Annotated in this window: 20 protein-coding genes; 5 read left to right on the top strand and 15 right to left on the bottom strand. The window is 60.0% G+C overall.

Features of this window, described 5'->3' with window-relative positions:
* Window positions 1-52: 52 nt before the first annotated feature.
* Together AKU79_RS14385 and rpoN are read right to left on the bottom strand one after the other, a co-directional pair.
* Window positions 53-2,107, bottom strand: a complete 2,055-nt coding sequence (locus AKU79_RS14385; protein ID WP_050524285.1) for a hydantoinase/oxoprolinase family protein — start codon at window positions 2,105-2,107, stop codon at window positions 53-55.
* A gap of 109 nt (window positions 2,108-2,216) precedes the next feature.
* Entirely contained in the window at window positions 2,217-3,521 is a 1,305-nt protein-coding gene (gene rpoN / locus AKU79_RS14380) for an RNA polymerase factor sigma-54 (protein WP_050524284.1), read from the bottom strand.
* Between the two features lie 116 nt (window positions 3,522-3,637).
* Between rpoN and selD the strand changes: the two genes are divergently transcribed.
* Window positions 3,638-5,872: a selenide, water dikinase SelD gene (gene selD / locus AKU79_RS14375; RefSeq protein WP_331458391.1), complete on the top strand. Its 2,235-nt coding sequence runs from the start codon at window positions 3,638-3,640 to the stop codon at window positions 5,870-5,872.
* A gap of 1 nt (window position 5,873) precedes the next feature.
* Here selD and AKU79_RS14370 read toward each other — a convergent pair whose 3' ends face one another.
* Complete coding sequence (locus AKU79_RS14370) at window positions 5,874-6,779, bottom strand: zinc ABC transporter substrate-binding protein (protein WP_050524282.1); 906 nt, start codon at window positions 6,777-6,779, stop codon at window positions 5,874-5,876.
* 91 nt (window positions 6,780-6,870) lie between these two features.
* Between AKU79_RS14370 and AKU79_RS14365 the strand changes: the two genes are divergently transcribed.
* The 3 genes from AKU79_RS14365 to AKU79_RS14355 are packed head-to-tail and all read left to right on the top strand — an operon-like array spanning window position 6,871 to window position 8,931.
* Window positions 6,871-7,353: a Fur family transcriptional regulator gene (locus AKU79_RS14365; RefSeq protein WP_050524281.1), complete on the top strand. Its 483-nt coding sequence runs from the start codon at window positions 6,871-6,873 to the stop codon at window positions 7,351-7,353.
* Window positions 7,350-8,147, top strand: a complete 798-nt coding sequence (locus AKU79_RS14360; RefSeq protein ID WP_050524280.1) for a metal ABC transporter ATP-binding protein — start codon at window positions 7,350-7,352, stop codon at window positions 8,145-8,147. The genes AKU79_RS14365 and AKU79_RS14360 overlap by 4 nt, the downstream gene beginning before the upstream one ends.
* Complete coding sequence (locus AKU79_RS14355; protein WP_050524279.1) at window positions 8,140-8,931, top strand: metal ABC transporter permease; 792 nt, start codon at window positions 8,140-8,142, stop codon at window positions 8,929-8,931. Before AKU79_RS14360 ends, AKU79_RS14355 begins: the two co-directional genes overlap by 8 nt.
* A gap of 47 nt (window positions 8,932-8,978) precedes the next feature.
* Here AKU79_RS14355 and AKU79_RS19355 read toward each other — a convergent pair whose 3' ends face one another.
* Complete coding sequence (locus AKU79_RS19355) at window positions 8,979-9,143, bottom strand: hypothetical protein (RefSeq protein ID WP_156209778.1); 165 nt, start codon at window positions 9,141-9,143, stop codon at window positions 8,979-8,981.
* 204 nt (window positions 9,144-9,347) lie between these two features.
* On the opposite strand from AKU79_RS19355, the gene AKU79_RS14345 reads away from it, so the two are divergent.
* On the top strand, window positions 9,348-11,846 hold the full coding sequence (locus AKU79_RS14345; RefSeq protein WP_050524277.1) for a GcvT family protein: 2,499 nt from the start codon (window positions 9,348-9,350) through the stop codon (window positions 11,844-11,846).
* Window positions 11,847-12,018: 172 nt separating this feature from the next.
* Here the strand turns inward: AKU79_RS14345 and AKU79_RS20035 are convergent, their stop codons facing one another.
* The 11 genes from AKU79_RS20035 to xdhA all read right to left on the bottom strand — a co-directional run bounded on the left by AKU79_RS20035 (window position 12,019) and on the right by xdhA (window position 24,961).
* On the bottom strand, window positions 12,019-12,282 hold the full coding sequence (locus tag AKU79_RS20035; RefSeq protein ID WP_408002845.1) for an HNH endonuclease: 264 nt from the start codon (window positions 12,280-12,282) through the stop codon (window positions 12,019-12,021).
* A gap of 582 nt (window positions 12,283-12,864) precedes the next feature.
* On the bottom strand, window positions 12,865-13,662 hold the full coding sequence (locus tag AKU79_RS14340) for a glycoside hydrolase family 25 protein (RefSeq protein WP_050524400.1): 798 nt from the start codon (window positions 13,660-13,662) through the stop codon (window positions 12,865-12,867).
* A gap of 110 nt (window positions 13,663-13,772) precedes the next feature.
* Window positions 13,773-14,114: a carboxymuconolactone decarboxylase family protein gene (locus AKU79_RS14335; RefSeq protein ID WP_050524276.1), complete on the bottom strand. Its 342-nt coding sequence runs from the start codon at window positions 14,112-14,114 to the stop codon at window positions 13,773-13,775.
* Window positions 14,115-14,268: 154 nt separating this feature from the next.
* Entirely contained in the window at window positions 14,269-15,345 is a 1,077-nt protein-coding gene (locus AKU79_RS14330; RefSeq protein WP_050524275.1) for an NAD(P)/FAD-dependent oxidoreductase, read from the bottom strand.
* 156 nt (window positions 15,346-15,501) lie between these two features.
* Window positions 15,502-16,593 (bottom strand): BMP family ABC transporter substrate-binding protein, encoded by a 1,092-nt coding sequence (locus AKU79_RS14325; protein ID WP_050524274.1) that lies wholly within the window; start codon window positions 16,591-16,593, stop codon window positions 15,502-15,504.
* Window positions 16,594-16,648: 55 nt separating this feature from the next.
* Window positions 16,649-17,581: an ABC transporter permease gene (locus tag AKU79_RS14320; RefSeq protein ID WP_050524273.1), complete on the bottom strand. Its 933-nt coding sequence runs from the start codon at window positions 17,579-17,581 to the stop codon at window positions 16,649-16,651.
* On the bottom strand, window positions 17,581-18,663 hold the full coding sequence (locus AKU79_RS14315; RefSeq protein WP_050524272.1) for an ABC transporter permease: 1,083 nt from the start codon (window positions 18,661-18,663) through the stop codon (window positions 17,581-17,583). The genes AKU79_RS14320 and AKU79_RS14315 overlap by 1 nt, the downstream gene beginning before the upstream one ends.
* 86 nt (window positions 18,664-18,749) lie before the next feature.
* A complete protein-coding gene (locus tag AKU79_RS14310; RefSeq protein ID WP_050524271.1) occupies window positions 18,750-20,279 on the bottom strand; it encodes an ABC transporter ATP-binding protein in 1,530 nt (509 codons plus the stop codon).
* Entirely contained in the window at window positions 20,276-21,208 is a 933-nt protein-coding gene (xdhC, locus tag AKU79_RS14305) for a xanthine dehydrogenase accessory protein XdhC (RefSeq protein ID WP_050524270.1), read from the bottom strand. Before xdhC ends, AKU79_RS14310 begins: the two co-directional genes overlap by 4 nt.
* Complete coding sequence (gene xdhB, locus AKU79_RS14300; RefSeq protein ID WP_050524269.1) at window positions 21,201-23,558, bottom strand: xanthine dehydrogenase molybdopterin binding subunit; 2,358 nt, start codon at window positions 23,556-23,558, stop codon at window positions 21,201-21,203. Before xdhB ends, xdhC begins: the two co-directional genes overlap by 8 nt.
* Window positions 23,555-24,961 (bottom strand): xanthine dehydrogenase small subunit, encoded by a 1,407-nt coding sequence (xdhA, locus tag AKU79_RS14295; RefSeq protein ID WP_050524399.1) that lies wholly within the window; start codon window positions 24,959-24,961, stop codon window positions 23,555-23,557. The genes xdhB and xdhA overlap by 4 nt, the downstream gene beginning before the upstream one ends.
* Window positions 24,962-25,120: the final 159 nt, after the last annotated feature.

The following is a 25,120-nucleotide window of genomic DNA, read 5'->3' as shown; positions in this document are numbered from 1 at the left end:
GGCGGCTTTTGTCGCATTCGCCGCCAAACCCGACCAGATTAATCCTGCCGCCTTAAACAGACCGGTAAACCACGCCTCTCACGTCTATCTCACCCACCGCCTCGGCCGGCACGGCATGCGCTACCCGTGGCCGCCCCGAAGCGGTCACCGTCAGCGTTGCTTCGATGAACATCGGCTGGCCTTCTACTTCGGCTTCGCGCAGGTCTTGGGCGCTGGTAATCAGCAACTCATCCGCGCCTGCCAACCGGGCCCGCGCTGTGGCATCGGCCAGCAGCGCGCCATGCATCGCCGCGATTGCGGTCTCTTTGCTGGTAAACCGCTCGGGGCCATAAGGCATATGCGCTGTAAACTGCCCTTCACCCGCCGAAGATACCACGCCCACCGCCCGTTGGCTGACTTGCCCCACCACCGCGCCGATCGCATTGGCCACACCGGCATGTTCGGGCAAAATCATTTGCGCCCCCAGCCGTGTGCCCACCGCGCCGTAATAATAGGGGGCCGAGGCGCCAAGCCCGATCACCGGCACCCCAATCCGCGCCGACAGTTCAACCACGCCGCGATGCTGGTTCAGCCCCGCCCGCAGCAACGGGTGGGCCGCCAGCGCCACGCCATCTTGGGCCGCAAAGGCCGGGTCCTCGCCAAAGGCCGCCTCAAGCAGGCAGGTCGCGGTTTGCTCGGTCAACTGGTCGATGATTGCCTGGGCCAGTGGTGCCGCCCCTGCGGCCACCCTGTCCCCCCGCCCATCACGGCGCCGCGCCATCAAGCGAATGGCCTTTTCGGCGGCCAATCCGTCCCAATCGGTCAAGCCGCCCAAAACATGGCTGGCATCCGAAGGCGTCACCCCCGACAGCATCACCAAACCGCGGGCCACCAGACGGTCCATCGCGGCCACTTCCAACCGCGAGGTCAGCGCCTGCGCCAGTGGCATCGGCTGCGTGATCCGCGCCAGCAAGCCTGCCTCGCGTGGTGTCAGGCCGGCCGGTTCAAACCCCATCGGGATAACAAAGCGCCCGTCATGCTCGCCCACCATATCGACCGATAGCGCACGGTCCAGCGCCTCATGCACCATGTCGCCATGCTCAACCGCCAGCAAGGATACAGGGATCAACCGTCGCGGCCCAAGGCGAAACCCGCCCTCAAGCCCGGCTGTAATCAGATGCGCCTCACTGTCGCCGCCAAGGCCGGTGGTGCGCATCGCGACTGCCTCAACCATCGTGCGATAGCCGCCAACACGCGCGCCCAAAGGGTCGATTTCGGGCAATCCATCCTTTAACAAGGCAACATCGGTCGTTGTGCCGCCAATATCTGACACCAGCGCATCATCGGCTCCGGTCAGCCACCGCGCGCCCACAATTGACGCGGCAGGGCCCGACAAAATCGTCTCAATCGGGCGCTCGCGCACCATTGCCGCCGAAATCAGCGCCCCGTCGCCGCGCACAACCATCAAAGGCGCGTCAATGCCGCGCTTGGTGTTGTGGCGCTCGCAGGCGGTCACCAACCGGTCAATCATCCCGATCAGCCGCGCATTCAGCACTGCCGTCAACGCCCGTTTCGGCCCGTTCAGATTGGCCGACAACTCGTGCGAACAGGTCACAGGCCGCCCCGTCACTTCTCGGATAATCTCACGCGCGGCCAGTTCATGCGCCGGATTGCGGGTGGCAAAACGCGAGGCCACGGCAAAGCCCATGACGCTGTGCTGCGCCAGTGCAGCCCGCAGGCCGGCCTCGTCCAGCGGTGCCGTTTCCTGCCCCGCATGGCCATGCCCGCCCGCCAGCCGGATCACAGGGTCGCCGCCAAGCGCCTCGTTTAACCCGCCGCGCTCCATATCGTCATCGTCAAAGCCGATGAACACCAGCGCCACCCGCCCGCCTTGCCCCTCGACCAACGCATTGGTCGCCAGCGTGGTTGACAGCGACACCATCGCCACGTCACGCGGTGCCACGCCCGCCGCCTCTAGGGCTGCATCAACCGCGCGGCCAATACCCAGCGCCAAATCGAGGCGCGTGGTCAGCGACTTGGCCTTGCCCAAAACGCGATCCGTCTCGCTGTCCAAAATCACGGCATCCGTATAGGTTCCGCCCGTATCCACACCCAGAAAAAGGCTCATGCATCTGTTCCAATTGCCGCCCCTACGGGCTGTTCAGCCGAGTTATGACGGATTTTTGCGCCTTGCCCAGTCTTTCCGCGACCAAATTTGCCCGCTTACGCCAGATTGGTCAATTTTGGCGCAGGCCAAGCTTGCGTTTGCGGCGATGTGCGGGCGGAATATCCAGCAAACTGCGGTATTTGGCGACCGTGCGCCGCGCCACAGTCACCCCGCCCATCGACAGTGCCTCGGCCAAGGCCAAATCGCCCAGCGGATGATCGCGGTCTTCTTCGCGCACCAGTCGCAACAGCTTGGCACGCAAGGCACCTGCTGCAACACCGCTTTCTGCGCCGCCTACCGCCTCGGTAAACAGCGCGCGCAGCCAGATCGTGCCGCGCGGGGCATCCACCGACACGCCGGCAATCGCACGGCTGACAGTGCTGATATTCAGGCCCACACTGGCCGCCACCTCTTGCATCGACATCGGTTGCAACTGTTCAAGCCCTTGGCTCAAAACCTTTTCCTGACGTTTCAAAATGTCTTGGGCAACGCGCAGCAAGGTCTGGTTGCGACTGTGCACCATACGCTGCACCTCGCGCGCATGGGCCAAAGCCACGGCATCATGCCCGTCGCCCGCAGGCGGAACAATCTGCACATCCGGCAAGGATGAACGGTTCAGCCGCACCACCCAACCCTCAACCCCGCGCGATACCGCCAAATCCGGTTCGCGCACAGGCGCCGCGTCCTGGCCAAAGCGCGTGCCGGGTTTGGGGTCAAAACTGCGGATCAGCCGCAAGCGCGTCATAATGGCAGCCTCATCCACGCTGCACATCTTGGCCAAACGGGCAATTTCACCTTCGGCCAGCAAATCCAGATGCTCTAGCATACAGGCCAAAGTGCTGTCATGGCATCCGGCCTCAATTGCCTGTAATTGCAGGCATTCGGCCAGGGATCGTGCGAAAATACCTGTGGGTTCAATGCCTTGCAGTAACAGCAATACCCGCTCGGCCTCAGCCTCGGGCACGCCGGCCTCGGCGGCAATCGCTGCCAAAGGGCGGCCAAGCCAACCCGTCGGTTCCAGCGCCTGCATCAACGCCGTGGCCAGACCCCAATCCGCCGGCTGCACCACCCGTTCGATTTCGTTGCTTACATGTGCGATCAGGCTGATTGCCGGCGCCTGCAGCAGTGCGCCAATATCGGGGCTGCCGGCGTGGCCCATGCCTTGCGCGGCAAATGCGGCGGTCCAGCGCGGCAACCACACCTCTGGCTCCAGCTTTGCAGGCCTCAGCGCCAGATGCGGGTTCTCGGCTGCTTGCTCTTCCAGATAGCGCGTCAGGCCTGACGCATCCATCCGCAATACCCGGATTGAGGTGGTCAACGCGGCATTCAGCGATAGCTTTTGGTTCAGCTCTAGCCGGGCAGACGGGCGCGTCATAACGGGCCTTTCAACAGGATATATCGGGCGCAGCCTAGCCCGCGCACCTGTGCCGCGCAACAGTCACGCATCTGTGGCCGCTTGCCCTATCGCCATTGCCACCCACCACGGCTAGTTTGGCCAAACGCAATCCGAGAACCAATACCCAGAAAGCCGACCCTATGCACAGCCCCGAATGGCCCCAAACCCAAGACCTCGTGCTGATCGGCGGCGGTCATGCCCATGCTTTGGTGCTGCGCAAATGGGGGATGGCCCCCCAGCCAGGCACCCGCATCACAGTGATAAATCCGGGGCCGGTCGCCCCCTATACCGGTATGCTTCCGGGCCATATCGCCGGCCATTACACGCGGGCTGAAATGATGATCGACCTGGTGCGCCTTGGCCGCTTTGCCGATGCCAAAGTGGTGCTTGGCCGCGCGACCGGCCTTGACCGCGACAACCAGCAGGTCATTTTGCAAGACGGCCGCCGCCTGCGCTATGATGTAGCCTCGATCGACATCGGCATCGCGTCAAACTTGCCAAACCTGACGGGATTTGACGATCACGCCACCTCTGCCAAACCGCTTGGCGGCTATGCCGAGGCATGGGACGCTTTTGTCAAAACCGCGCCCCAAGCACCCAATCTGGTCATCATCGGCGCAGGTGTCGGCGGGGCCGAGCTTGCCATGGCCTCGGCCCACCGCTTGCAGGCCAGCGGGCGCAAACCCAATATCACCTTGCTGGAACGCGAATCCCTCGCTTTGCCGCATATCGGCACGGGCGCCCGCGCGGCACTGATGGCGCAGCTTGCCCATTACAACGTGACCCTGCTGACAGACTCGGAACCCGCCGCCGTCACCGCCAACAGCGTCACCCTGACGAACGGCCAAACCCTGCCGTCCAATTTCACCCTGTCGGTCGCCGGCGCGCAGCCGCAGGCGTGGCTGCAAACCACAGGGCTAAACCTGCACCAAGGGTTCATCACCATTTCCCCCAGCCTGCAAAGCAGCGACCCACGGGTCTTTGCCGCGGGCGATTGCGCGCATATGGGCTTTGCCCCGCGCCCCAAAGCCGGTGTTTTCGCAGTACGTCAGGCGCCGATTCTGTACCACAACCTGCGTGCTGCACTTTCAGGCGCGGCCATGCGCACCTACGCACCGCAGCGCGACTACCTCAAGCTCATCTCGACCGGTCGCAAACGCGCCGTCGCCGATAAGCTGGGCCTGCGGCTTGAGGGGGCGTGGCTGTGGCAGTGGAAAGACCATATCGACCGTAAGTTCATGGCGAAATTCGCCGATTACCCCGCAATGCCCGCGCCCAAACTGCCGCGCGGTGCCGCCCTTGGGCTGGCCGACGCGCTGGGTGATAAACCCCTCTGCGGCGGCTGCGGGGCCAAGCTGGGCGGCGCTAGCCTGACAGCGGCGCTTCAGGCCTTGCCCAAACCCGCCCGCGCCGATGTGCTGTACGGGCCCGGTGATGATGCGGGGGTTCTGGCGCTGGGGCAGGGGGTGCAGGTGCTGACCACCGACCACCTGCGCTCCTTTACCAATGATGCCGGTTTGATGGCGCGGATCACCGCGATTCACGCGCTGGGCGATATCTGGGCGATGGGCGCGCAACCGCAATCGGCGCTGTCGCAAATCACCTTGCCGCGTTTGGGTCCAAATCAACAGGCCGAAACCATGGCTGAAATCCTTGCCGCCGCCGCCTCGGTTTTCACCGCCGCAGGGGCCGATATTCTGGGCGGCCACAGCTCTATCGGGGCCGAACTGACAATAGGCTTTTCCCTGACCGGCCTAGCGCAAAAGCCTATTTCCAAATCGGGGGCGCGGCTAGGTGATGCGATCATCCTGACCAAACCGCTTGGCACCGGCACCATTCTGGCCGCCGAAATGGCCGCGGCCCATGTGGAAAACCTGATGCTGGGCGAGGTGGTCGCGGCGTGTTTTGCGTCGATGTTGCATCCTTTGGGCCGCGCCTCGGCCATTTTGGCCCCCTATGCTACGGCGATGACCGATGTCACCGGCTTTGGCCTCGCAGGCCATCTGCTGGAAATGCTCGAAGGCGCAGGGCTGGGCGCCACCCTGAACCTTGATGCCGTTCCCCTGCTGCACGGGGCCGAGGATCTGGCGGCGATGGGTATCGCTTCGACCATCGCACCTGCCAACCGTGCGCTGTGCCTTGGCCGGATCACGGCACCGAATTCCCCGCGTACGGCTCTGCTATACGACCCGCAAACTGCAGGCGGGCTGCTGGCCACCGTGCCGCAATCACAGGCCCAAATCACCCTTGATGCGCTGATTGCCGCAGGCGAACCTGCGGCAATCATTGGCCATATCGGCGCTGGCCCGGTGTTTTTGCGCGTCGTCTAACCTATTGATCTGCCAAACATTCGGCCAAATCTTTGGCCAGCCCGCGCATCAAATCCCCATAGAGCGCAGGGCCGGGCGTCAATGCGCTGCCTTCGGGGTCCAAGGCTGCGCCCAGCTTTGCACCCGTTGCCTCGGCCATCTGTCGCACACCGTCATCCTGATGATTAACCTCGGGGAAAACGCAGGTCGCCCCTTTGTCTGTCAGCATCGCCTGTAACTCGGCCAAGTGCTGCGCCCCCGAAGGTGCTGCATCCCCGATCCGCAAACTGCCCAGATTGTTCAGCCCGAAATGCGCGGCGAAATAGCCATAGGCATCATGCGCGGCGGCAAAAGGCTTGTCCTGAATGGGCGCCAAAACCGCGGCTACGTCGGCCTCTATCGTTGTCACCTGCTCCTGCGCCGCATCGGCATTGGCGCGGTAAACAGCGGCCTGCGCCGGGTCGGCCTGCGCCAAGGCTTCGGCAATCAACCCCAACCATATCCGCGCGTTTTCCGGCTCTAACCACGCATGTGGGTCAACGCCTTCATGGCCGTGATCGTGGCTTTCATGATCATGCTCTGCCGCATCTTCGCTAAACCCCCGCGCCAGGGTTTCCGATGCGTCCAGCAGCGGCAAGCTGGTCCCATTGCCCAGACTTTCCAAGGCGCGCCCAAGCCAAGGCGTCATTTCTGGCCCGACCCAGATCACCAGATCGGCCGAATCCAGATCCCGCGCCTGACTTGGGCGCAGCTGAAAATCATGCGCATCCCCACCCATTGGCAGCAAGATTTCAGGCGTCCCCAAATCGCCCATCACCATTGAGACCAAAGAGTGTACTGGCCCGAAATCCGTCACCACCTTGGGGGTCTCGGCCCATGCTGCCGGGCCAAAGACCAAGGCCGCCGCCGCCACATATAAACCGCGCATCCGAAAACTCCTGTATTGCGCTACCGGTCTGGGTAGCATATGTTATCTTATAACCTAAAATACGTTATGATATAACATGTCAAGGCCCGAAATGACGCCGCATACCAACGCATTTGATACGCATGACCACAGCCATTGCGCCGATACAGGGCTTGCCCGCGCCGAGGAAATCTTGGCCACGCGCAAACTGCGCCTTACGCCGGTCCGCCGCCAAACCCTGCAAATCCTGCTGCAAGAACACCGCGCGCTGGGGGCCTATGACGTGCTGGAACGGCTTGCCGCAGCGGGCTTTGGCAAGCAGCCGCCCGTTGCCTATCGCGCTTTGGAGTTTCTTGTAGAACAAGGGCTTGCGCATAGGGTTCGCCGCCTCAACGCCTTTGCCGCCTGTATGCACCCTGAAACCGACCACGCCCCGGTGTTCCTGATCTGCCGCGGCTGCAACGCACTTGCCGAAACGCCTGCCCAACCGGTCCGCGCCGCGCTTGAGGCTGCTGCCCAGACTGTCGGCTTTACCGTCGAGCGTACAAATATTGAGGCGCTGGGCCTCTGCCCGAACTGCAAGGCCGCCGCATGAATCTGATTGAAACCAAAGACCTGACCGTCCGGTTGGGCGGGGCGGACATACTGTCCGGCGTTACCATGACCATTCTGCCGGGCGAAATCGTCACCATTGTCGGGCCGAATGGTTCGGGCAAATCCACCCTGCTGCGCAGTATTCTGGGCATTCAAGCTCTGGCTTCGGGCTCTGTCACGCGCAAAACAGGCCTGCGCATCGGTTATGTCCCGCAACGGCTGCATATCGACCGCCCGATGCCGATGACGGCGCGGCGGTTTCTGTCGCTGCCGCAACGCTGCACCGACGCTCAGGCAACTCGGGTTCTGGCCCGTTGCGGCGTGGCGGGTGTCGAAAACCGGCAACTTGCCGATCTGTCCGGTGGCCAGTTGCAACGCGTGCTGCTTGCCCGCGCTTTGCTGAACCAACCCGAAATCCTGATTCTGGATGAGCCGACCCAAGGGCTTGACCAACCGGGCGAGGCCGCCTTTTACCAGCTGATCGAAGAGGTCCGCCGTGAAACCGGTGCCGCCGTGCTGCTGGTCAGCCATGATCTGCATGTGGTGATGGCAGCGTCTGACCGCGTGATCTGTCTTAACGGCCATGTCTGCTGCCAAGGCGCGCCAGATGTGGTGCGTGACGCGCCTGAATACCGCGCGCTGTTCGGTTTTGGCACCCAAGGCGCACTTGCCCTTTACCGCCATGACCACGACCATAATCACGGCCCGGGCCAAGGCACCCCGCATCAGCACGGCCCTGATTGCAACCACAGCCACAGCCATTCTACCGCGAAAGAAGCCCAAGACCATGTTTGACGATTTCTTGCTGCGCGCCGCCGTCGCAGGCATAGGTTTGGCCGTTGCCACCGGCCCACTTGGCGCCTTTGTTGTCTGGCGGCGCATGGCGTATTTTGGCGATGCGACCAGCCATGCGGCCATATTGGGCGTGGCTTTGGCGCTTGCGCTGTCGCTACCGATCGCGCTTGGCACGATGCTGGTTGCACTTGCCATGGCACTGACCGTGTCCGCTCTGGCCGCCAAAGGATGGGCGGTCGATACCACCTTGGGCGTGCTTGCGCATTCCGCTCTCGCCTTTGGCCTTGTCGCCATCAGCTTTGTGCCGGGGGTGCGGGCCGATATGTCGGGGCTGCTGTTTGGCGACATTCTTGCCGTGTCAAAACAAGACCTTGCTTTCGTTTGGGGTGGGGCAGGTGCCATACTCGCTTTGCTTTTGTGGCGCTGGCAGGCGCTCCTCACTGCCACCCTCAGCGAAAGCCTCGCCCATGCTTCGGGCCTCAACCCCGACCGAGAGCGGCTTGCGCTGACCATCGCCCTTGCGATCGTCGTCGCGGTCGCCCTTAAAATTGTCGGCGCTTTGCTGATTTCGGCGATGCTGATCATTCCCGCTGCCACCGCGCGAAGCCTGTCGCGCAGCCCCGAAACCATGGCCATTCTCGCGGTGCTTATCGGGGGCGCATCCGTCCTTGCAGGTCTGCAACTTTCCTTGCAATTTGATACGCCGGCAGGCCCCTCGATCATCGCGGTTGCAGCCCTTGCCTTCATCCTGTCAACCGTCATATCGCCGTTGAAAACGCGCTGACTTCCCATTTCATCTTGGTCCAAATACCTGAAATCCTGTCAACAAAGTCACCCCGACCCTAGAACGCGCCGAAACCCCGCCAACCAAGACCAAGGTGCGATAAACGCCACGGTTGCAGGCCCCGCGCGTTGCCGGTGATGATAGCCTCTTTCGGCAAAAAACAGCAGCATCGTAATGCCGGCAACAAGGGCCAGACATGCAGCAATTTCCATCCAAATCCCCTTTCCCGTTTTGGCAAATCCGCCCAAACATACCCCATCGTTACAGCGAAACAGTTGGCAAAGCGTAAACGGCAGCCAAACAATCGCCATGCCCCCATGCCCAATGTCGTTTTTATCTGTCAAACGTCGGGCCATATTGCCCGCGCGCCGCACAATCGGGCATGTATGGGCAAAATCGCGCTAGGGAGTCGCCATATGAAAACCCATGTCAAAGCTTTGGTCGTCGGCGGTGGTGCCGTGGGCAACGGTATCGCCTATCATCTGGCCAAGGCCGGCTGGGATACGATGCTGGTCGAACGTGATGAGCTGACCTCGGGCTCTACCTGGCACGCAGCGGGCCTTTTGCCCCTGTTCAATATGGGCTATGCCACCACGCATATCCACAAATACTCGGTCGATTTCTATAAATCGCTTGAGGCCGAGACCGGTCTGAACGCGGGTTTCGCGGTCGTCGGCAACCTGCGCATGGCCCAAACGCAGGCGCGGATGGATGAATACATGCTCTATTCCGCCGTGGCGGAATCGGCAGATGTTTACCACGAGTTCATGACGCCCCAGCAAATGAAAGACCGCTGGCCCTTGCTGCGCACCGATGATCTGGTCGGCGCGCTGTTCCACCCGCAAGACGGCTATATCAACCCCGCCGATGTTACCCAAGCGATGGCCAAAGGCGCCCGCCAGCACGGTGCTACGATTGAGCGTAAAATTCAGGTCGATGGCTACCGCTGGACAGGGTCGGAATGGATCGTGTCTTGCACCCGCATGGTTGATAAGGGCGGCAACCTTGTGGCCTCGGAGGGAACCTTTGAAATCCATGCCGAGCATGTTGTCACCGCTACAGGCAACCACGCCCAACGCACCGCGCGCCTTTTGGGCGTCAAAATTCCCGCCATTCCGGTTGAACACCAGTTCATCGTGACCGAGCCCGACCCGATGCTGGTCGAATACCGCAAAAACAACCCCGAGCACCCTGTTCTGCGCGATGCCGATGCCAAATGGTATGTGCGCGAAGAACGCGGCGGCTGGATCCTCGGCCCCTATGAAAAAGGCGCGCCTGCGCGGTTTGAATATGCCGTGCCAGACAGCTTCCGCGCCGATCTGTTCCCGCTTGATCTGGACCGGATTGAGGCCGAGTACATGTCGATGCTGCACCGCCTGCCATCCTCGGAAACCGTTGGTTTGAAAGACGATTTTAACGGCCCGATCTGCTATACCCCCGATGGCAACCCGCTGGTCGGCCCTGTTCCCGGCCTGCGCAATATGTGGATCGCCGAAGGTTTCAGCTTTGGCATCACCGCCGCTGGCGGCACCGGCTATTACCTTGCCCAGATGATGACGCAGGGCGAGGCTGAAATCGACATGGCCAGCCTTGACCCGCGCCGCTACGGCTCGTGGATGACCACCGAATATGCCGCCCGCAAGAATGAAGAGTGCTACGACCACGTCTTTATCCTCCACCACCCTGATGAGGAACGCGAAGCCTGCCGCCCCCTGCGCACCACTCCGGTCTATGACAAGCAAATCGCGTTGGGCGCGCAAATGGGCCAGGTCAACGGCTGGGAACGCCCGAACTACTACGGCCCGCTCAACGCCGCTGCCGATTTTGACCATAATTCCCGCAGCTTCCGCCGTGGTGAATGGTGGCAATATGCCCGCGCCGAGGCCGAGGCCCTGCGCGAAACCGCGGGTCTTATCGACGCCTCCGCCTTTACCAAGCACACCGTGCGCGGGGCAGGGGCCACGGCCTTCCTCGACTGGTTCACCTGCAACAAACTGCCCAGCATCGGCCGCATCAACCTGACCTATGCGCTGACGCCCACTGGCACCACGCGCACCGAATACACCATCGTGCGCAACGGCGAAAACGACTACTACCTCGTCTCGGCCGGTGCATGGACGGCCTATGACGCCGATTATATGCGCAAATCGGCCGAGGATTTCATCGCCGCCGGTGGCGCGCATGTTGAAATCAACGATGTCACGACCCAATGGGGCGTCTTTGCCCTTGCAGGCCCCAATGCCCGCAAAATCCTGCGCGAAATCGTCAAGGATGCCGACGCCGATACCGTGCTGTCCAACAAGCGCTTTCCATGGCTGACCGCCCGCAAGCTGGAACTGGGCATGTGCCCCGTTAATGCCATTCGCGTGGCCTATACGGGCGAGCTCGGCTGGGAACTCCACCACCCGATTGAAATGAACCGCTATCTTTGGGATTTGCTGCTGAAAGCCGGCGCAAAGCACGGCATGAAACTAGTCGGCGCCCGCGCGCAAAACTGGCTGCGTCAGGAAAAATCCTACCGCGCTTTCGGCACCGAACTGGGCCGCGACGCGACCCCGATGGAGGCAGGGCTGGACCGCTTTATCGACCTGTCCAAAGATTTTCAGGGCAAGCAAGCCATGATCGACACCGGTATCCGCGCCAAATGTGTCACCGTGCTGATCGACGGGCCGGATGACACCGACCCATGGGGCAAAGAGGCGATCTTTGTGAACGGCAAAAAAGTAGGCCGCCTCACCTCGGGCGGCTGGTCGGTCGCGTTCAACAAGCAAATCGGCATGGGCTACGTCACCCCCGAACTGGCCGCAGTCGGCACCAAACTAAAGGTGAAAATGTTGCTAAAAGAATGGGATGCCGTGGTGGTCGAAGACAGCCCCTTCGACCCAAGCAACGAACGCATCCGCATCAACGGATAACCACCACACAAAAACCAAGGCCCCGCACGTATGTGACGGGGCCTTTTGCTTTGTTCGGGTGTGCGGGTGGTTGCACGTAGGTTTGAACTCAAAGTGACGAATTTCCTATGGCGTGAGTGTCACGCAGCAAGTTTCGACGAGCTGATCGACGGCAGCATTCTGCTCATGCAGACTATGTTGCAAATTGCGCCGCCAGCCATCTACCTGACGCCATTCGTTGACGCACATGTTCCCTGTGGGCTTCGGGCGAGAGTGGACATTTCCGCCTGTGACGGCGCGTATTGCAATAGAAACAGGCTGCAACAATATTTCCTGCCGTATTTCCTCCCCCTTCAGAACGAGGGTGAAGATGCTCAGCAGTGCAGCGCAGGGCTTTCAATTTCGCTTGAAACTTATTGTGCTTACTTGAAATTTTGGCGGCGGCTTCATCCCACATCGGCAAATCGCAATAATAGCAGCGCCCTCGCTGTGCGCGCATCTTCTTCATACGTATAGATCTAAGTGTTCCCACGGAACATCTCCTTCATTCAACTTCATAAGAAGCGAATGCGCGGCGTCCTGCAGGACGCTCCCCGGTAAGAAGCTTTTGCTCGCGCGAGACCCGATTTTCGTGGTTCCGCAAACCGGACACCAAAACCTGATGGATGAACCTTCAAGTCTGATCAGCCTCTGGCTTGATCAAGATAACCTAAATCATCTTTGATAAGCAGACGGTAATAAATGGCGCGTTTTGCGTCAAGGCCCTTTGCGCGACCGGTCGTTTCATTTAGTGACCAATCCAAAGATACCATCGGTCAGCCGATGGCCAAAGGCCGCTTTGTTCATTGGCAATTCGACCAGCCGAACCTCATTCAGTTTTAATCCAACCCCGCAGATGCCTCAGCTTGCCATCAGCAACCGTAGGGCGGGGTTTTACCCCGCCACCCCTGCGTCCCAAAGGTTAATTTCAGGTAAACAGAAACACAAATTCACAGCAATATCAAAAAGATATAAACATGTCCGCGCGCGGTCACGCAGCCTAATGCACCCGCCGTGCCACCCATTTTTGCCACTCTGCCCGCGACCCCGTAAAGGCATTCACGTCCACTTTTCCGGAAATCCCCGGCACCAGCCCCGTGCCAGAATATTGCCAGAAAACCCAGCCATGCCCCGGATAAACCGTCGAAGGATGCCCCGCCACCGACCTCAGCCAAAACTCATACCCGGCCATCCGGCCCATCTGATTGTCAGCGAAAAAATCAACCGTGGTATAGATAATCGGCCGCTGCCCGTAATGCCTTTCCAGCGCATCTAGGAATATCCTGGCCTCGGCCCGCACATGCCCTGCATCGGGTCTTTTTGTACAGGTCGGGGAATGGGCGTTCCATTCCATATCCAGAACCGGGGGCAGGGCACCCGAACTGCGCGGCACGTTTCGAATAAACCAGCGGGCCTGCTCAAGCGCGGGGCGGCAGAAATAGTAATAATGATAGGCCCCGCGTGGCACACCAGCCTGGCCCGCCGATTTCCAATACGCCGCGAATGCCGGATCAACCACATCCCCGCCCTCGGTGGCCTTAAAAAACGCAAACGAGACGCCATTCGCACGCGCGGTTTGCCAGTCAATCTCGGCCTGCCAGCGCGAGGCATCGATCCCATGAACCGGATAATTCCGCGGGCCGCGCCCGTCCCATTCATGCGGGTCAGCATCGCCAAAATTCGGCGCACTCATCACGGGCGCAGGCATTTCCGCACCGCGTTCACGCTGCTTGTCTTGCCCTCTGCTGCAGCCTGTCAAAAACAGGGCCAGCACGATCAAGCTAACTGATAACCGCAGTGTTTTGCCCACCCCGAATATAGGAACCCTCTGCCAATGTGCCAGCCGGTTCCTCGAATGTCACCCACTCAGTTCAGGCCCGCTTTGATCTGGCGAAAACCAGCCGCGGCTTAGCTTTCCGTGGCAAGATCATCCCAAGCGGCCATCGCTTTTGCCGCATACATGAGCGACGGGCCGCCGCCCATTTGCACCGCCATGCCCAGAACATCGCCCAACTCTTCTCGCGTGCCGCCCGCTTTGGCCAGTGCCTCAACGTGGAACCCGATGCAAGCCTCGCAGCGATCTGCGATCGCAATCCCAAGGGCGACAAACTCAAGCGTTTTGATGTCCAGAACCTTGGCCTCTTTGGCCGCCTTGGACAAGGCACCAAAGCCTTTGGCAACATCGGGAATGGCGCGGTTCATCACGCGCAATTGGTCGCGCATTGCGGCATTCTTGTCTTTCCAGTTCAATCTGCGCTCCTACATCCTAAAGCACACGACATTGCTTGAAAGGCCAAGCAAGGTCAGCGCGGTTCGCTGATTGAGTCGCATACCGTGGGGCCCTTTGCCTTGATGCACATCAAGGCAGTGGACGAACCAGAGTTAAAGGCTCATCTCTCGTATATTAGCCAAAACGGGCAGGCGACAGCGCAGCAACTACCTCGGCTGCAATGCTGCTGGGCTGCCCCGTCAAAAGATCGGCCGCAAGCTGCGATGCTGCGGGCGCGGATTGAAAACCATAGCCCCCCTGGCCCGCCAGCCAAAAGAAGTCAGGCACATGGCAGTCAAAACCGATAACCGGCACGCGGTCAGGCGCAAAGGTGCGCAGGCCCGCCCAATTTGCCAACATACGGGTAACCGGTTCAGTGACCATTTCCTCATAGCGGGCAAGCCCTTCGGCCAGTACCATGTCATCAGCAAAGGCATCATGCGGTGTGGTCAGGTGCTCTTCTGCGGGTGAAACAATCAGTGCACCAGCATCAGGTTTGCAATACCACGTCTCGCCACCGCCAAAGATCATGGGCCAGCGGCTGATGTCATGGCCACCGGGGGCGGGGATGCGGGCCATCGAGCGCCGCAATGGCGTCATGCCCAAAGGTGCGACCCCTGCCATTTTGGCTATCTCATCCGCCCAAGCGCCGGATGCGTTAATCAATATCCGTGCCGAAAACGCACCCTGTGGCGTGGTCACGCGCCAACCACTCGCATCGCGGGCAATTGCCGTGACAGGGGCCTTTGTCACAATCTCGGCATGGTCTCTGCGCGCCTGTCGGGCAAAGCCTTGCAACAACAGATCGGTATCAATATCCCATGCATGATCGGCCATCGCGACATGTGCAACGGTTTCGGGGTTCAATATTGGAACGACCAGACGTGCCTCTTCAACCGACATCGGCACAAGCTCCATACTCGCGGCATCGGCCTCAAACGCCGATTTTTCGTCGGCTTTGGCAACAATCATCATCCCGCGCGGGGATAAAAGATCAGGGACCGAGTGGAAATACGCGGCCGAGGCCATCGACAATGCGACAACAGGCGCTAGCCCATAGCGCGGCTCATAGAGCGCGGCTGAACGGCCCGAGGCATGATAGGCCAAAGCATCCTCGGCTTCCAACAGCAGAACTTTGCCAGCTTTCGCCAGCCTTGCCGCGCAGGAAATTCCGGCAATCCCGCCACCGATTATGATAAAGTCGTAGTCCATGGCCTAGTCCAACCCAGCCTCTATACCTTCGAAACCGGCAGGACCAAACTTGGCCTTCCCCCGCTTTCTTTTCGGCAAAAATATCCTCGGGGGTCTGGGGGGCAGACAGCCCCCCAGCTTTGCTATCAAACCAGAACGATGCCGGTTTGCTTACGATTACTTGGGGATATCGCCAGTGATACCCTCAACATAAAAGTCCATGCCCAGCAAATCGCCATCCGGCGCGGTCACGCCATCGGCCAGCCAAGCCGAGCCATCCTGCTTGTTGATCGGGCCGGTGAACGGGTGGTAGGTGCCCGCGCCGATCGCATCACGCAGCGCTTCGGCCTCGGCTTTCACCTCTGCCGGAACAGCGTCGGTAATTTCGCCGATTTCCACTTCGCCGGCCCCGATACCTTCCCAGCTGTCAACTTGCGCATAGGTGCCATCCAGCAGGGCGCCAACGCGCTTGACGTAGTATGGCGCCCAGTTGTCGATGATCGACGAAACCCGCGGGCTTGGTTTATACTCTTTCATATCCGAGGCTTGGCCAAAGCCGATCACGCCTTCGGTTTTTGCGGCTTCTGCCAAAGGTGCGGTCGAATCCGTGTGCTGCACGATCACATCCACGCCTTGTTCGATCAGCGCCTTGGCCGCATCCGCCTCTTTCGCCGGGTCGAACCATGTATAGGCCCAGACCACCGACATCGTCACGTCAGGGTTCACTTTCTTGGCGTGCAAATAGGTCGAGTTGATGCCACGAATAACTTCCGGAATCGGGAAAGATCCGATGTAACCGATCTTGTTGCTCTTTGTCATCCGGCCTGCGATCGTGCCAATCACGGCACGGCCTTCATAGAACCGCGCGCCATAGGTTGATACGTTCTCGCTGTCGCGGCGGTAGCCGGTTGCATGTTCGAATTTTACATTCGGGAACTTGGCAGCAACTGCGTTTGTTGCATCCATATAGCCAAAGGATGTTGTGAAAATGATATTGCAGCCACCAAGTGCCATCTGCGTCAACACGCGCTCGGCATCGGCACCCTCTGGCACGTTTTCTTGGAACGTGCTGGCGTCAACCTTATCGCCAAACTCGGCGATAAGGGCCTGGCGGCCTTGGTCGTGCTGATAGGTCCAGCCGCCGTCACCTACGGGGCCCACATAAACAAAGCACGCCTTTACCTTATCCATGCCAGCCGCCTGCGCGCCGCCACCAAAGGCAAGCCCAAGCGCCATTGCAGCCGATGCCATCAAAATTCTTCGGTTCATATTCGTCTCCCGGTTGGATGGGCCGTTCTGCGGCCCGGTTAGGTTTTGGCCCCCCTTAACGGGAAGCGTGAAAATTCTGGCCCAAGGCCGCGGGGGCGTTCATTGCAGACCGCCCTTTGCCCGACGACATGATGACCAACACCAAGATGGTTATCAGATAAGGCGACATCGACAAGTACTCGACCGGAATACGCGCGCCCGCTGCCTGAAGATTCAGCTGTAACACCGAGATTCCGCCAAAAAGATAGGCCCCGATCAACACGCGCCACGGTTTCCAGCTGGCAAAAACCACAATCGCCAGCGCGATCCAGCCTGCGCCTGCGGTGATTCCATCGGTCCATTGCGGCACGCGCACCAGACTCAGATACGCGCCGCCAAGCCCCGCCATCGCGCCGCCAAACATAATCGCCAGAACGCGTATGCGCGTAACCTTATACCCCAGCGCATGGGCCGCATCATGGTTTTCGCCCACCGCGCGCAAGATCAGGCCCATACGGCTGAATTTCAGCACCGCCCAAACTACAGCGATGACTGCAATCGACAGGTAAACCATTGGGTCATGGTCAAACAAAATCCGCCCTACAACTGGCAAGTCGGCCAAGGGGCCAAACGGCACTACGTCGGTAAGAGGCGGTTTGATGCCAACATAGCCTTGGCCCATAAGGCTGGATAATCCCAGCCCAAACAGCGTTAGCGCAAGGCCAGTCGCCACCTGATTGGCCTGCAAAAACTGGGTCAAAACCGCAAAGACAAAGCTTAGCGCCATTGCCCCCAGCGCCCCGCCAATGAATCCCAGAAACGGGCTGCCGGTTTCTACCGCCGTGGCAAAGCCGCAAACTGCGCCCATAATCATCATGCCCTCAACCCCAAGGTTCAGAACACCGGCCTTTTCCACAACCAATTCACCAATCGCTGCCAACATGATCGGAACAGAGGCGACCATTAGTGACGCCACCAGAACCGCTGGGTTGATACCTCCAAGATCCATCACGCGGCCCTCCCTGTCATCAACCGGATGCGGTAATTTGACAGCAGGTCAACTGCCAGCAGGAAAAACAAGAGCATCCCCTGAAACGCCTGAATAGCCGCCGAAGGCAGGCCGAGGTTGGTCGAGGCCATCTCGCCCCCTACATAAGTTAGTGCCATGACCAGCCCGGCCAGCAAAATGCCCAAAGGGTTCAACCGGCCCAAGAACGCGACGATGATTGCGGTAAAGCCATAGCCGGATGCAAAATCAATACTTATTTGCCCCGCAGGCCCCGAGACCTCGAAAATCCCTGCCAGCCCCGCCAACGCGCCGGAAATTCCCATGCACATCACCACCAAACGCGTGGGCTGCACACCCGCAAACCGCGCGGCCCGTGGCGCTTGGCCTGCCAGCTTGATCTGAAACCCAAGCATATGTCGTTGCAGCAAAACATAGGCCGCGATCACGGCGATAAACGCTGCTACCACCCCCCAATGCATACCCGAGCCAGCGATTAATTCGACATTGCGCGCCGCCGGATAGGTCGAAAAATTACGACTGCCGGGAAAGCCCATGCCCTGCGGATTGCGCAAAAAGCCTGTGGCGGCTTTGGACAAGATAGTTTGTGCCACATAGACCAGCATCAATGACACCAAAATTTCATTGGTATTGAACCGCGTTTTCAAAATCGCGGGAATCATTGACCAGAGCCAGCCGCCAAAAGCGCCCGCAACAATCATCACTGGAAAAATCCAGCGGCTTTCGGTGGGAAATACTGCTAGGCCTACACCCGCACCAAAGATAGCGCCCATGATATACTGGCCTTCGGCGCCAATATTCCAAATGCCTGCGCGAAACCCCAGCGACAACCCGACCGCGATCAAAATCAACGGCCCGGCTTTGACCAATAGCTGGCCACGCAGGTAAAAGGCAAACTCGCCAAACAGCGGGTCCCAGAAAATTGTTCTAATGGCGACAAAGGGGTCTTTCCCCAACGCGGCAAACAACAGCCCCCCCGCGAGCATCGTCAAGACGACAGCCAAAACAGGCGTTGCATATTGCCAGAACCGCGATGGCGACGGGCGCTTTTCAAGTACCAACATATGCCGCCCCCAAACAATCACCTGATTTCATCTTGGTCCAAATACCTAATCCGCCCGCACAGCAATCCTGTTCTTGAAAGCAAAAGCTACCCATGATGCGCTACCTCCATGCCATGCGCGCCGCCCATCATCAGGCCAATTTCATCTACCGTCAGCCCTTCGGTCGGTCGTGTGGGCGTCAGACGCCCTTCGTTCAGCGCGGCAAATCGGTCCGAAACCTCAAGCAAGTCATCCAGATCTTGCGAAATCACCACTACGGCAGCACCATCTTGTGCGCGGTTTAATATTTCTTGCCGGATAAAGGCTGCGGCGGCTGCATCCACGCCCCATGTGGGCTGGTTGATGATCACCACTTCCGGGGCTTGGCTCAACTCTCGTCCCATCAGGAATTTTTGCAAGTTGCCCCCCGAAAGTGCCCGCGCCGCGACCCAGGTGCCGGGGGTGCGGACGTCATATTGCGCCACCACCTCCTCGGCCCAGACCTTGGTTTTTGCCCAGTCGATAAAGCCGTTGCGGGTTAGATCTTTGCGCACTGCCCCTGATAGCAAGGCGTTTTCCACAAGGCTCATATCCGGGGCTGCGGCATGGCCCAGCCTGTCCTCGGGGGCGGCGACAAAGCCCATCGCGCGGCGCGCATTCGGTGGGGCTTCACCAATCGGTTTGCCGTGACATTTCACCATGTCTGGCGCGGATCGCAACTCGCCTGACAATGCCAGCAACAATTCGTCTTGCCCATTTCCTGCCACGCCTGCAATGCCCAGAATTTCACCGCGCTGCACCGAAAAGCTGATATCTTTCAAAGAGGTGCCGAACGGTATCGGCGATGCCAAGCTTAGGCCAGACACTTCCAATGCGGCTTGTGGGTCGCCCCAATCTTTGCGCGCGGCACGCGCTGGTGGCGTTAGCACTGCCCCGACCATCATTTCCGCCATATCCCGCGCCGATACATCGCGCGGGGTACAAGTCCCAACCACTTTGCCCCGGCGCAAAATCGTCGCCTCGTCACATAGCGCCCGAATTTCTTCCAGCTTATGGCTGATGTACAAAATCGCGGTGCCCTCGGCCGAGAGCTGGCGCAGGGTCTGGAACAGAATCTCGACCTCTTGCGGGGTCAGAACGCTGGTCGGTTCATCCATAATCAGCAGCTTGGGGTCTTGCAGCAAACAGCGGATAATCTCAACACGTTGCCGTTCACCCGCCGACAAATCACCCACCATGCGCGAAGGGTCCAGCGGCAGGCCATAATCTTCAGACACCGCGCGGATTTTCTGCGCCAATGCGCGCATCGGCGGCGGATTTTCCATACCAAGCGCTACGTTCTCGGCCACATTCAGTGCCTCAAACAGGCTGAAATGCTGGAACACCATTGCCACGCCTGCATTGCGTGCGGCACTGGGGCGGGTGGGCGCATAAGGCTGGCCGTGCAGATGCAACGTGCCGCTGTCGGGTTTCACCAACCCATAGATCATTTTGACAAGCGTCGATTTGCCTGCGCCGTTTTCGCCCAAGAGCGCATGAATCTCGCCTTTGGCAATGGAAAAGGACACATCCGAATTGGCAATCACCCCCGGATAGGCCTTGGTCACGCCGCTGATGCGCAAAAGCTCGTTTGTCATATCGCCTTCTCCTGTCGTGACGCGCCTGTTGTTAGTTTTAGTAGCTGTGACGCGACCCCGATGGCAATCGCTTGCGGGTGTTTTCCTAAACCCGTATCGCCAATCGGGCAGTCGATGCGGGATATTTCGCTCGGCGCGTGGCCAAGCGCTGCGAGACGTTTGCGAAACCGCGCCCATTTGGTTTTTGATCCGATAAGCCCGCAGCGGGAAAAGCCGCGGGTCAATGCCGCATGGCATAGTGCAAGGTCAAGCGCGTGCGAATAGGTTAGGATCAGGTGCTCGGCGTCTAGGGGCGCGTGGGGCATCAAAACTTCGGGCGCTGCTGTGGGCAAGGCTGTCACACCTTCCGGGATGTCCTGCGGAAATCGGTCCGCAGCCACATCAACCCAAGCGATTGCAAAATCGGGCAGGGGGGCCAACATGCCTACTATCGCACGCCCGACATGCCCTGCCCCCCAAACCCAAACCTGCCGCGTGGGGTGTGCAATCGGTTCCACCATCCATCCTTGAATGAGCGCTGGGGCAGGGCGCTTACCTTGCCCCCTTGCCTGCGCCAGCAGCCGCTTCACGGCCAAAGGCATCGGGCGGCCATCCAAGGACCGCGCAAACACATCCGCCGTGGGCAGGGTGCCCGCATCGAACACTTCGGTCAGCAGGGTGACAGTGCCACCGCAGCATTGGCCCAACTTTGGCCCCAAGGCCTCTCGGGTCAGCCGTTGCGACGGCCCGTTTGCCAACATTTCACGCGCGGTTTGCATCGCCTGAAATTCCAGCGCTCCACCGCCAATTGTGCCCGATTGCCCTTGCGGCCAAACCAGCATGGCAGCCCCGACTTCGCGTGGTGAAGACCCTGCAACCGCCGCGATGGCGACCCGCGCTATGCGCCTTTGTGCCTTGATCGCGGCCTTGACTGCGGCCAGATCAAACATCGCGCTGCCTTTGTACGGCGGCCAAAATGCGTTCCGGCGTCGCAGGCGCGTCAAGTGCCACATATCGCGTTCCATCACCACAGGCGGCGACGGCATCCGACAAGGCCATAAATGCTGAAATTCCCAACATAAAAGGCGGCTCTCCCACGGCCTTGGACCTGCCTACGGTTGCCTCGGGGTTGTCATGGCCCCACAGGGAAACGTTGAAAACCGGCGGGCGGTCGGAACAGGCCGGAATTTTATAGGTGCTGGGCGCATGGGTTCGCAACGCGCCCTTATCATCCCAAACCAATTCCTCCATCGTCAGCCAGCCAGCCCCTTGGACATAGGCGCCTTCGATCTGCCCGATGTCCAAGGCCGGGTTCAGGCTTGCGCCTGTGTCATGCAACACATCTGCGCGCAGAATGCGGTTTTCGCCGGTCAGGGTATCGATCACCACCTCGGTCACAGCGGCCCCATAGGCAAAGTACAAGAACGGCCGTCCCTTGCCCGCCGCGCGGTCCCAGGTAATCTTGGGCGTGGCATAAAATCCGGTCGAGGACAGTGAGATACGCCCTGCATAGGCCAGCGCCGCCGCTTCGGCAAAGCTGTAATCTGCGTCGCCCACGTTTACGCGCCCCGCAACAAACCGCACATCCTGCGCTTGCGCCTGATGCCGCTCGGCCAAGAATGCGGCCATCCTGTCGCGGATTGTCACACAAGCTGCCTGTGCCGCCATACCGTTCAAATCCGATCCCGAAGACGCGGCGGTCGCACTGGTATTCGGCACTTTGGCAGTATCGGTCGCAGTGATTTTGACAGCCTCTATATCAACACCAAACACAGCGGCGGCGACTTGGGCCACCTTTTGGAACAGGCCTTGCCCCATTTCCGTGCCGCCATGGTTCAGATGAACAGACCCATCCTGATAGACATGCACCAAAGCGCCAGCCTGATTCAAATGTGTAAGGGTAAAAGATATCCCGAACTTCACCGGTGTTAAGGCGATCCCGCGTTTCAAAACTGGGCTGGTCGCATTCCACTTGGCAATGGCTGCCCGCCGCGCGGCATAGCCCGAACTTTCTTCCAAAGCAGAAACCAGCGTATCCGCGATGAAATCCGTAACAGGCATATGATAGGGGGTGGTCTGAACTGCCCGTGCCCCTTCATCTTGGTCCAAATACCTCAGGGGGGTCTGGGGGGGCAGCGCCCCCCCAGCCTTGGCCACCATCCCGGCATAAAAATTCACACGGCGCACTGCCAGCGGGTCCAATCCCAGATCACTGGCGATATGATCCATCACCCGTTCAATTCCCACCATACCTTGCGGGCCACCAAAGCCGCGAAAGGCGGTGGCACTTTGGGTATTGGTGCGCAAACGGTGACTTTCGATCCGCACATCGGTCAGGTGATAGCAATTGTCCGAATGCAACATCGCGCGATCGGCCACAGGGATCGACAGGTCAAGCGCCCAACCGCAGCGGAACAGATGGGTAAACGCAACCGCCGTTACGCGCCCCGTGTCATCAAACCCGGCGCGATAGCGGATGCGCAGATCATGGCGCTTGCCGGTGATCATCATGTCATCGTCGCGGTCATAGCGCATTTTGCACGGGCGGCCCGTGTCGCGCGCGGCAATCGCACAGGCAATCGCCAGCGCATTGCCTTGGCTTTCCTTACCGCCAAACCCGCCCCCCATGCGCCGCGTTTCCACCCGTACCGCATGCATCGGCACATGCAGCGCATGGGCCACCTTGTGCTGGATTTCGGTCGGATGCTGGGTCGAGGAATGGATCAACATATCCCCGCCCTCTTGCGGGATGGCGGCAGCAATTTGGCCCTCAAGATAAAAATGCTCTTGGCCGCCAACCTCCAATTCGCCTTCAACCACGCGCAGGGCGCGGGCAAGGGCTGTGGCGGCATCGCCTTTGGCCCAAATGACAGGGCCGCTTTCAAACCGCGAATTGGCAGCCAGTGCGTCATCAACGGTAAGAACTGCCGGCAGAGGGGCGTAGTCGATTTTGGCCAGGCGCGCGGCTTTGCGGGCGGCAAGATGGCTGGTCGCCACCACCAAAAACACTGGCTGGCCGATGTAGTGCACGCGGCCCATGGCCAAAAGCGGTTCATCATGCGTTGACGGCGAGCAATCGGGCATCTCGGCGAAATCAGACGCTGCATAAACCGCAACTACACCTTTGGCCGCACGGACGGCGGAAAGGTCTAGGGATGTGATATCACCATGTGCGATCGTTGACAGACCAAAGGCCAGATGCAGAGCGCCTTGCGGCAGCGGGATGTCATCGACATAGCGCGCGGCACCAGTGACGTGCAGAGGGGCCGCATCATGTGGAAGGGCGTTGCCGATGCTCATGCTTCCACCTCCAGCAGGTTTACAGGTGTTCCGGCAAGATCATGGAAATAGCGCAGCAGCATATTTCCTGCCGCCGCGCTGCGATACTGCGCCGAGGCGCGCATATCGCTCATCGGGGCGAAATCGGCCTGCATTGCATCGCGGGCAGCGGTTACCGTTTCCAGGGTCCAGGCCTGGCCAACAAGCGCCGCCTCGGCCTTGGCTGCCCGTTTCGGGATGCCTGCCATGCCGCCAAAGGCAAGGCGGGCCGCACGAACCTTGCCGTTTTCGATGGTCACATTAAAGCAGCCGCACACGGCCGAGATATCTTGATCAAAGCGCTTGGACAGTTTGTAACAGCGCAGGTTGGGGGCCTTTGTGGAAAACTGGACCGCCTCGACGAATTCGCCGGGAAGGCGGTCTTGTTTGCGGTAATCAAGAAAGAAGTTTTCCAGCGGCATCTCGCGGCGCGTGTCGCCTTGGCGAAGGTGCAGTACGGCCCCCAAAGCGATCAGCGCAGGCGGCCCGTCGCCAATAGGCGAGCCATTGGCGATATTGCCGCCGATGGTGGCTGCGTTGCGGATCTGGTCGCTGGCATAGCGGCGCAGCATTTCGGCCAAGGACGGAAGGCTTTGGGCCACAGCCTGCATCAGGTGGTTGATTGTCACCCCAGCGCCGATGCGCAAGCTGTCGCCCTTGGGTTCAATGGTTTTCAACTCCTCGATGCCGCCCAAAAAGATCACGGGGCCAAGATCGCGCAGTTGTTTGGTGACCCAAAGGCCGATGTCAGTAGCGCCGGCAATCAGTGTGGCATTGGGTGTGGCGACGTAGGCTTGCGCGAGATCATCAGCGGTGGTCGGGTGGCTGGCGGCGGGGGGCTGTCTGCCCCCCGCACCCCCCGAGGATATTTGGGCCGAAAAGAAAGCGGGTGTGGATTCGTTTTGCAGCCATAGTGGCACGGGAGCAGATTCAGCTGCTTTGGCTGCGCGGATGATCGGGACGTAGCCGGTGCAGCGGCAAAGATTGCCTGCCAGCACTGTGTCATGATCCTTGCGGCCCTTGGTATGTGCTGCGGCCATGGAAACCACAAAGCCGGGGGTGCAGAAGCCGCATTGCGAGCCGTGATGTGTGACCATTGCCGTTTGAACCGGATGCGGAGTGCCATCGGGGGCGACAAGGCCTTCGACAGTGCGTACCGATTTGCCGATGAGTTGCGGCATGAACAGGATGCAGGCATTCATCGCCTTTGGCCCGTCGCTATCGGTGACCATTACAGTGCAGGCACCGCAATCGCCTTCGTTGCAGCCCTCTTTTGTGCCGGTCAATCTGCGTTCTTCGCGCAGCCAGTCCAGCAGGGTTTGCGTTGGCGGCACATCCGTCAGGCAAACCGGCGTTCCGTTCAGGTGAAACGCTATATCCGTCATGTAATAATCCGCCGCGGTCTTTGCGTCCAAGGCCTTTGCGTGCCCGCCCGATGCGGCGTAAAGCAGGCCACGCGCCCTTGTCTTAACTCCTATCAAAGCTTGGGTGCGGCAAAATAGCAAATCTATTTTTTCTAACTAAGTTTGCAGCACTGTTCGGCT

This window comes from Pseudorhodobacter wandonensis (assembly GCF_001202035.1).
GTDB classification, from domain to species: Bacteria; Pseudomonadota; Alphaproteobacteria; order Rhodobacterales; family Rhodobacteraceae; genus Pseudorhodobacter; species Pseudorhodobacter wandonensis.
This window is presented reverse-complemented; position numbering and strand designations above follow the sequence as displayed.

What these genes read in the sequence shown, in the direction of transcription:
- AKU79_RS20035 (WP_408002845.1), bottom strand. Translation starts at nt 12,282, where the DNA reads ATGTGGGATGAAGCCGCCGCCAAAATTTCAAGTAAGCACAATAAGTTT.
- AKU79_RS14320 (WP_050524273.1), bottom strand. Translation starts at nt 17,581, where the DNA reads ATGGATCTTGGAGGTATCAACCCAGCGGTTCTGGTGGCGTCACTAATG.
- AKU79_RS14360 (WP_050524280.1), top strand. Translation starts at nt 7,350, where the DNA reads ATGAATCTGATTGAAACCAAAGACCTGACCGTCCGGTTGGGCGGGGCG.
- rpoN (WP_050524284.1), bottom strand. Translation starts at nt 3,521, where the DNA reads ATGACGCGCCCGTCTGCCCGGCTAGAGCTGAACCAAAAGCTATCGCTG.
- AKU79_RS19355 (WP_156209778.1), bottom strand. Translation starts at nt 9,143, where the DNA reads ATGGAAATTGCTGCATGTCTGGCCCTTGTTGCCGGCATTACGATGCTG.
- AKU79_RS14330 (WP_050524275.1), bottom strand. Translation starts at nt 15,345, where the DNA reads ATGGACTACGACTTTATCATAATCGGTGGCGGGATTGCCGGAATTTCC.
- xdhC (WP_050524270.1), bottom strand. Translation starts at nt 21,208, where the DNA reads ATGTTTGATCTGGCCGCAGTCAAGGCCGCGATCAAGGCACAAAGGCGC.
- AKU79_RS14345 (WP_050524277.1), top strand. Translation starts at nt 9,348, where the DNA reads ATGAAAACCCATGTCAAAGCTTTGGTCGTCGGCGGTGGTGCCGTGGGC.
- AKU79_RS14370 (WP_050524282.1), bottom strand. Translation starts at nt 6,779, where the DNA reads ATGCGCGGTTTATATGTGGCGGCGGCGGCCTTGGTCTTTGGCCCGGCA.
- AKU79_RS14385 (WP_050524285.1), bottom strand. Translation starts at nt 2,107, where the DNA reads ATGAGCCTTTTTCTGGGTGTGGATACGGGCGGAACCTATACGGATGCC.
- xdhA (WP_050524399.1), bottom strand. Translation starts at nt 24,961, where the DNA reads ATGACGGATATAGCGTTTCACCTGAACGGAACGCCGGTTTGCCTGACG.
- AKU79_RS14325 (WP_050524274.1), bottom strand. Translation starts at nt 16,593, where the DNA reads ATGAACCGAAGAATTTTGATGGCATCGGCTGCAATGGCGCTTGGGCTT.
- AKU79_RS14315 (WP_050524272.1), bottom strand. Translation starts at nt 18,663, where the DNA reads ATGTTGGTACTTGAAAAGCGCCCGTCGCCATCGCGGTTCTGGCAATAT.
- xdhB (WP_050524269.1), bottom strand. Translation starts at nt 23,558, where the DNA reads ATGAGCATCGGCAACGCCCTTCCACATGATGCGGCCCCTCTGCACGTC.
- AKU79_RS14365 (WP_050524281.1), top strand. Translation starts at nt 6,871, where the DNA reads ATGACGCCGCATACCAACGCATTTGATACGCATGACCACAGCCATTGC.
- AKU79_RS14310 (WP_050524271.1), bottom strand. Translation starts at nt 20,279, where the DNA reads ATGACAAACGAGCTTTTGCGCATCAGCGGCGTGACCAAGGCCTATCCG.
- AKU79_RS14355 (WP_050524279.1), top strand. Translation starts at nt 8,140, where the DNA reads ATGTTTGACGATTTCTTGCTGCGCGCCGCCGTCGCAGGCATAGGTTTG.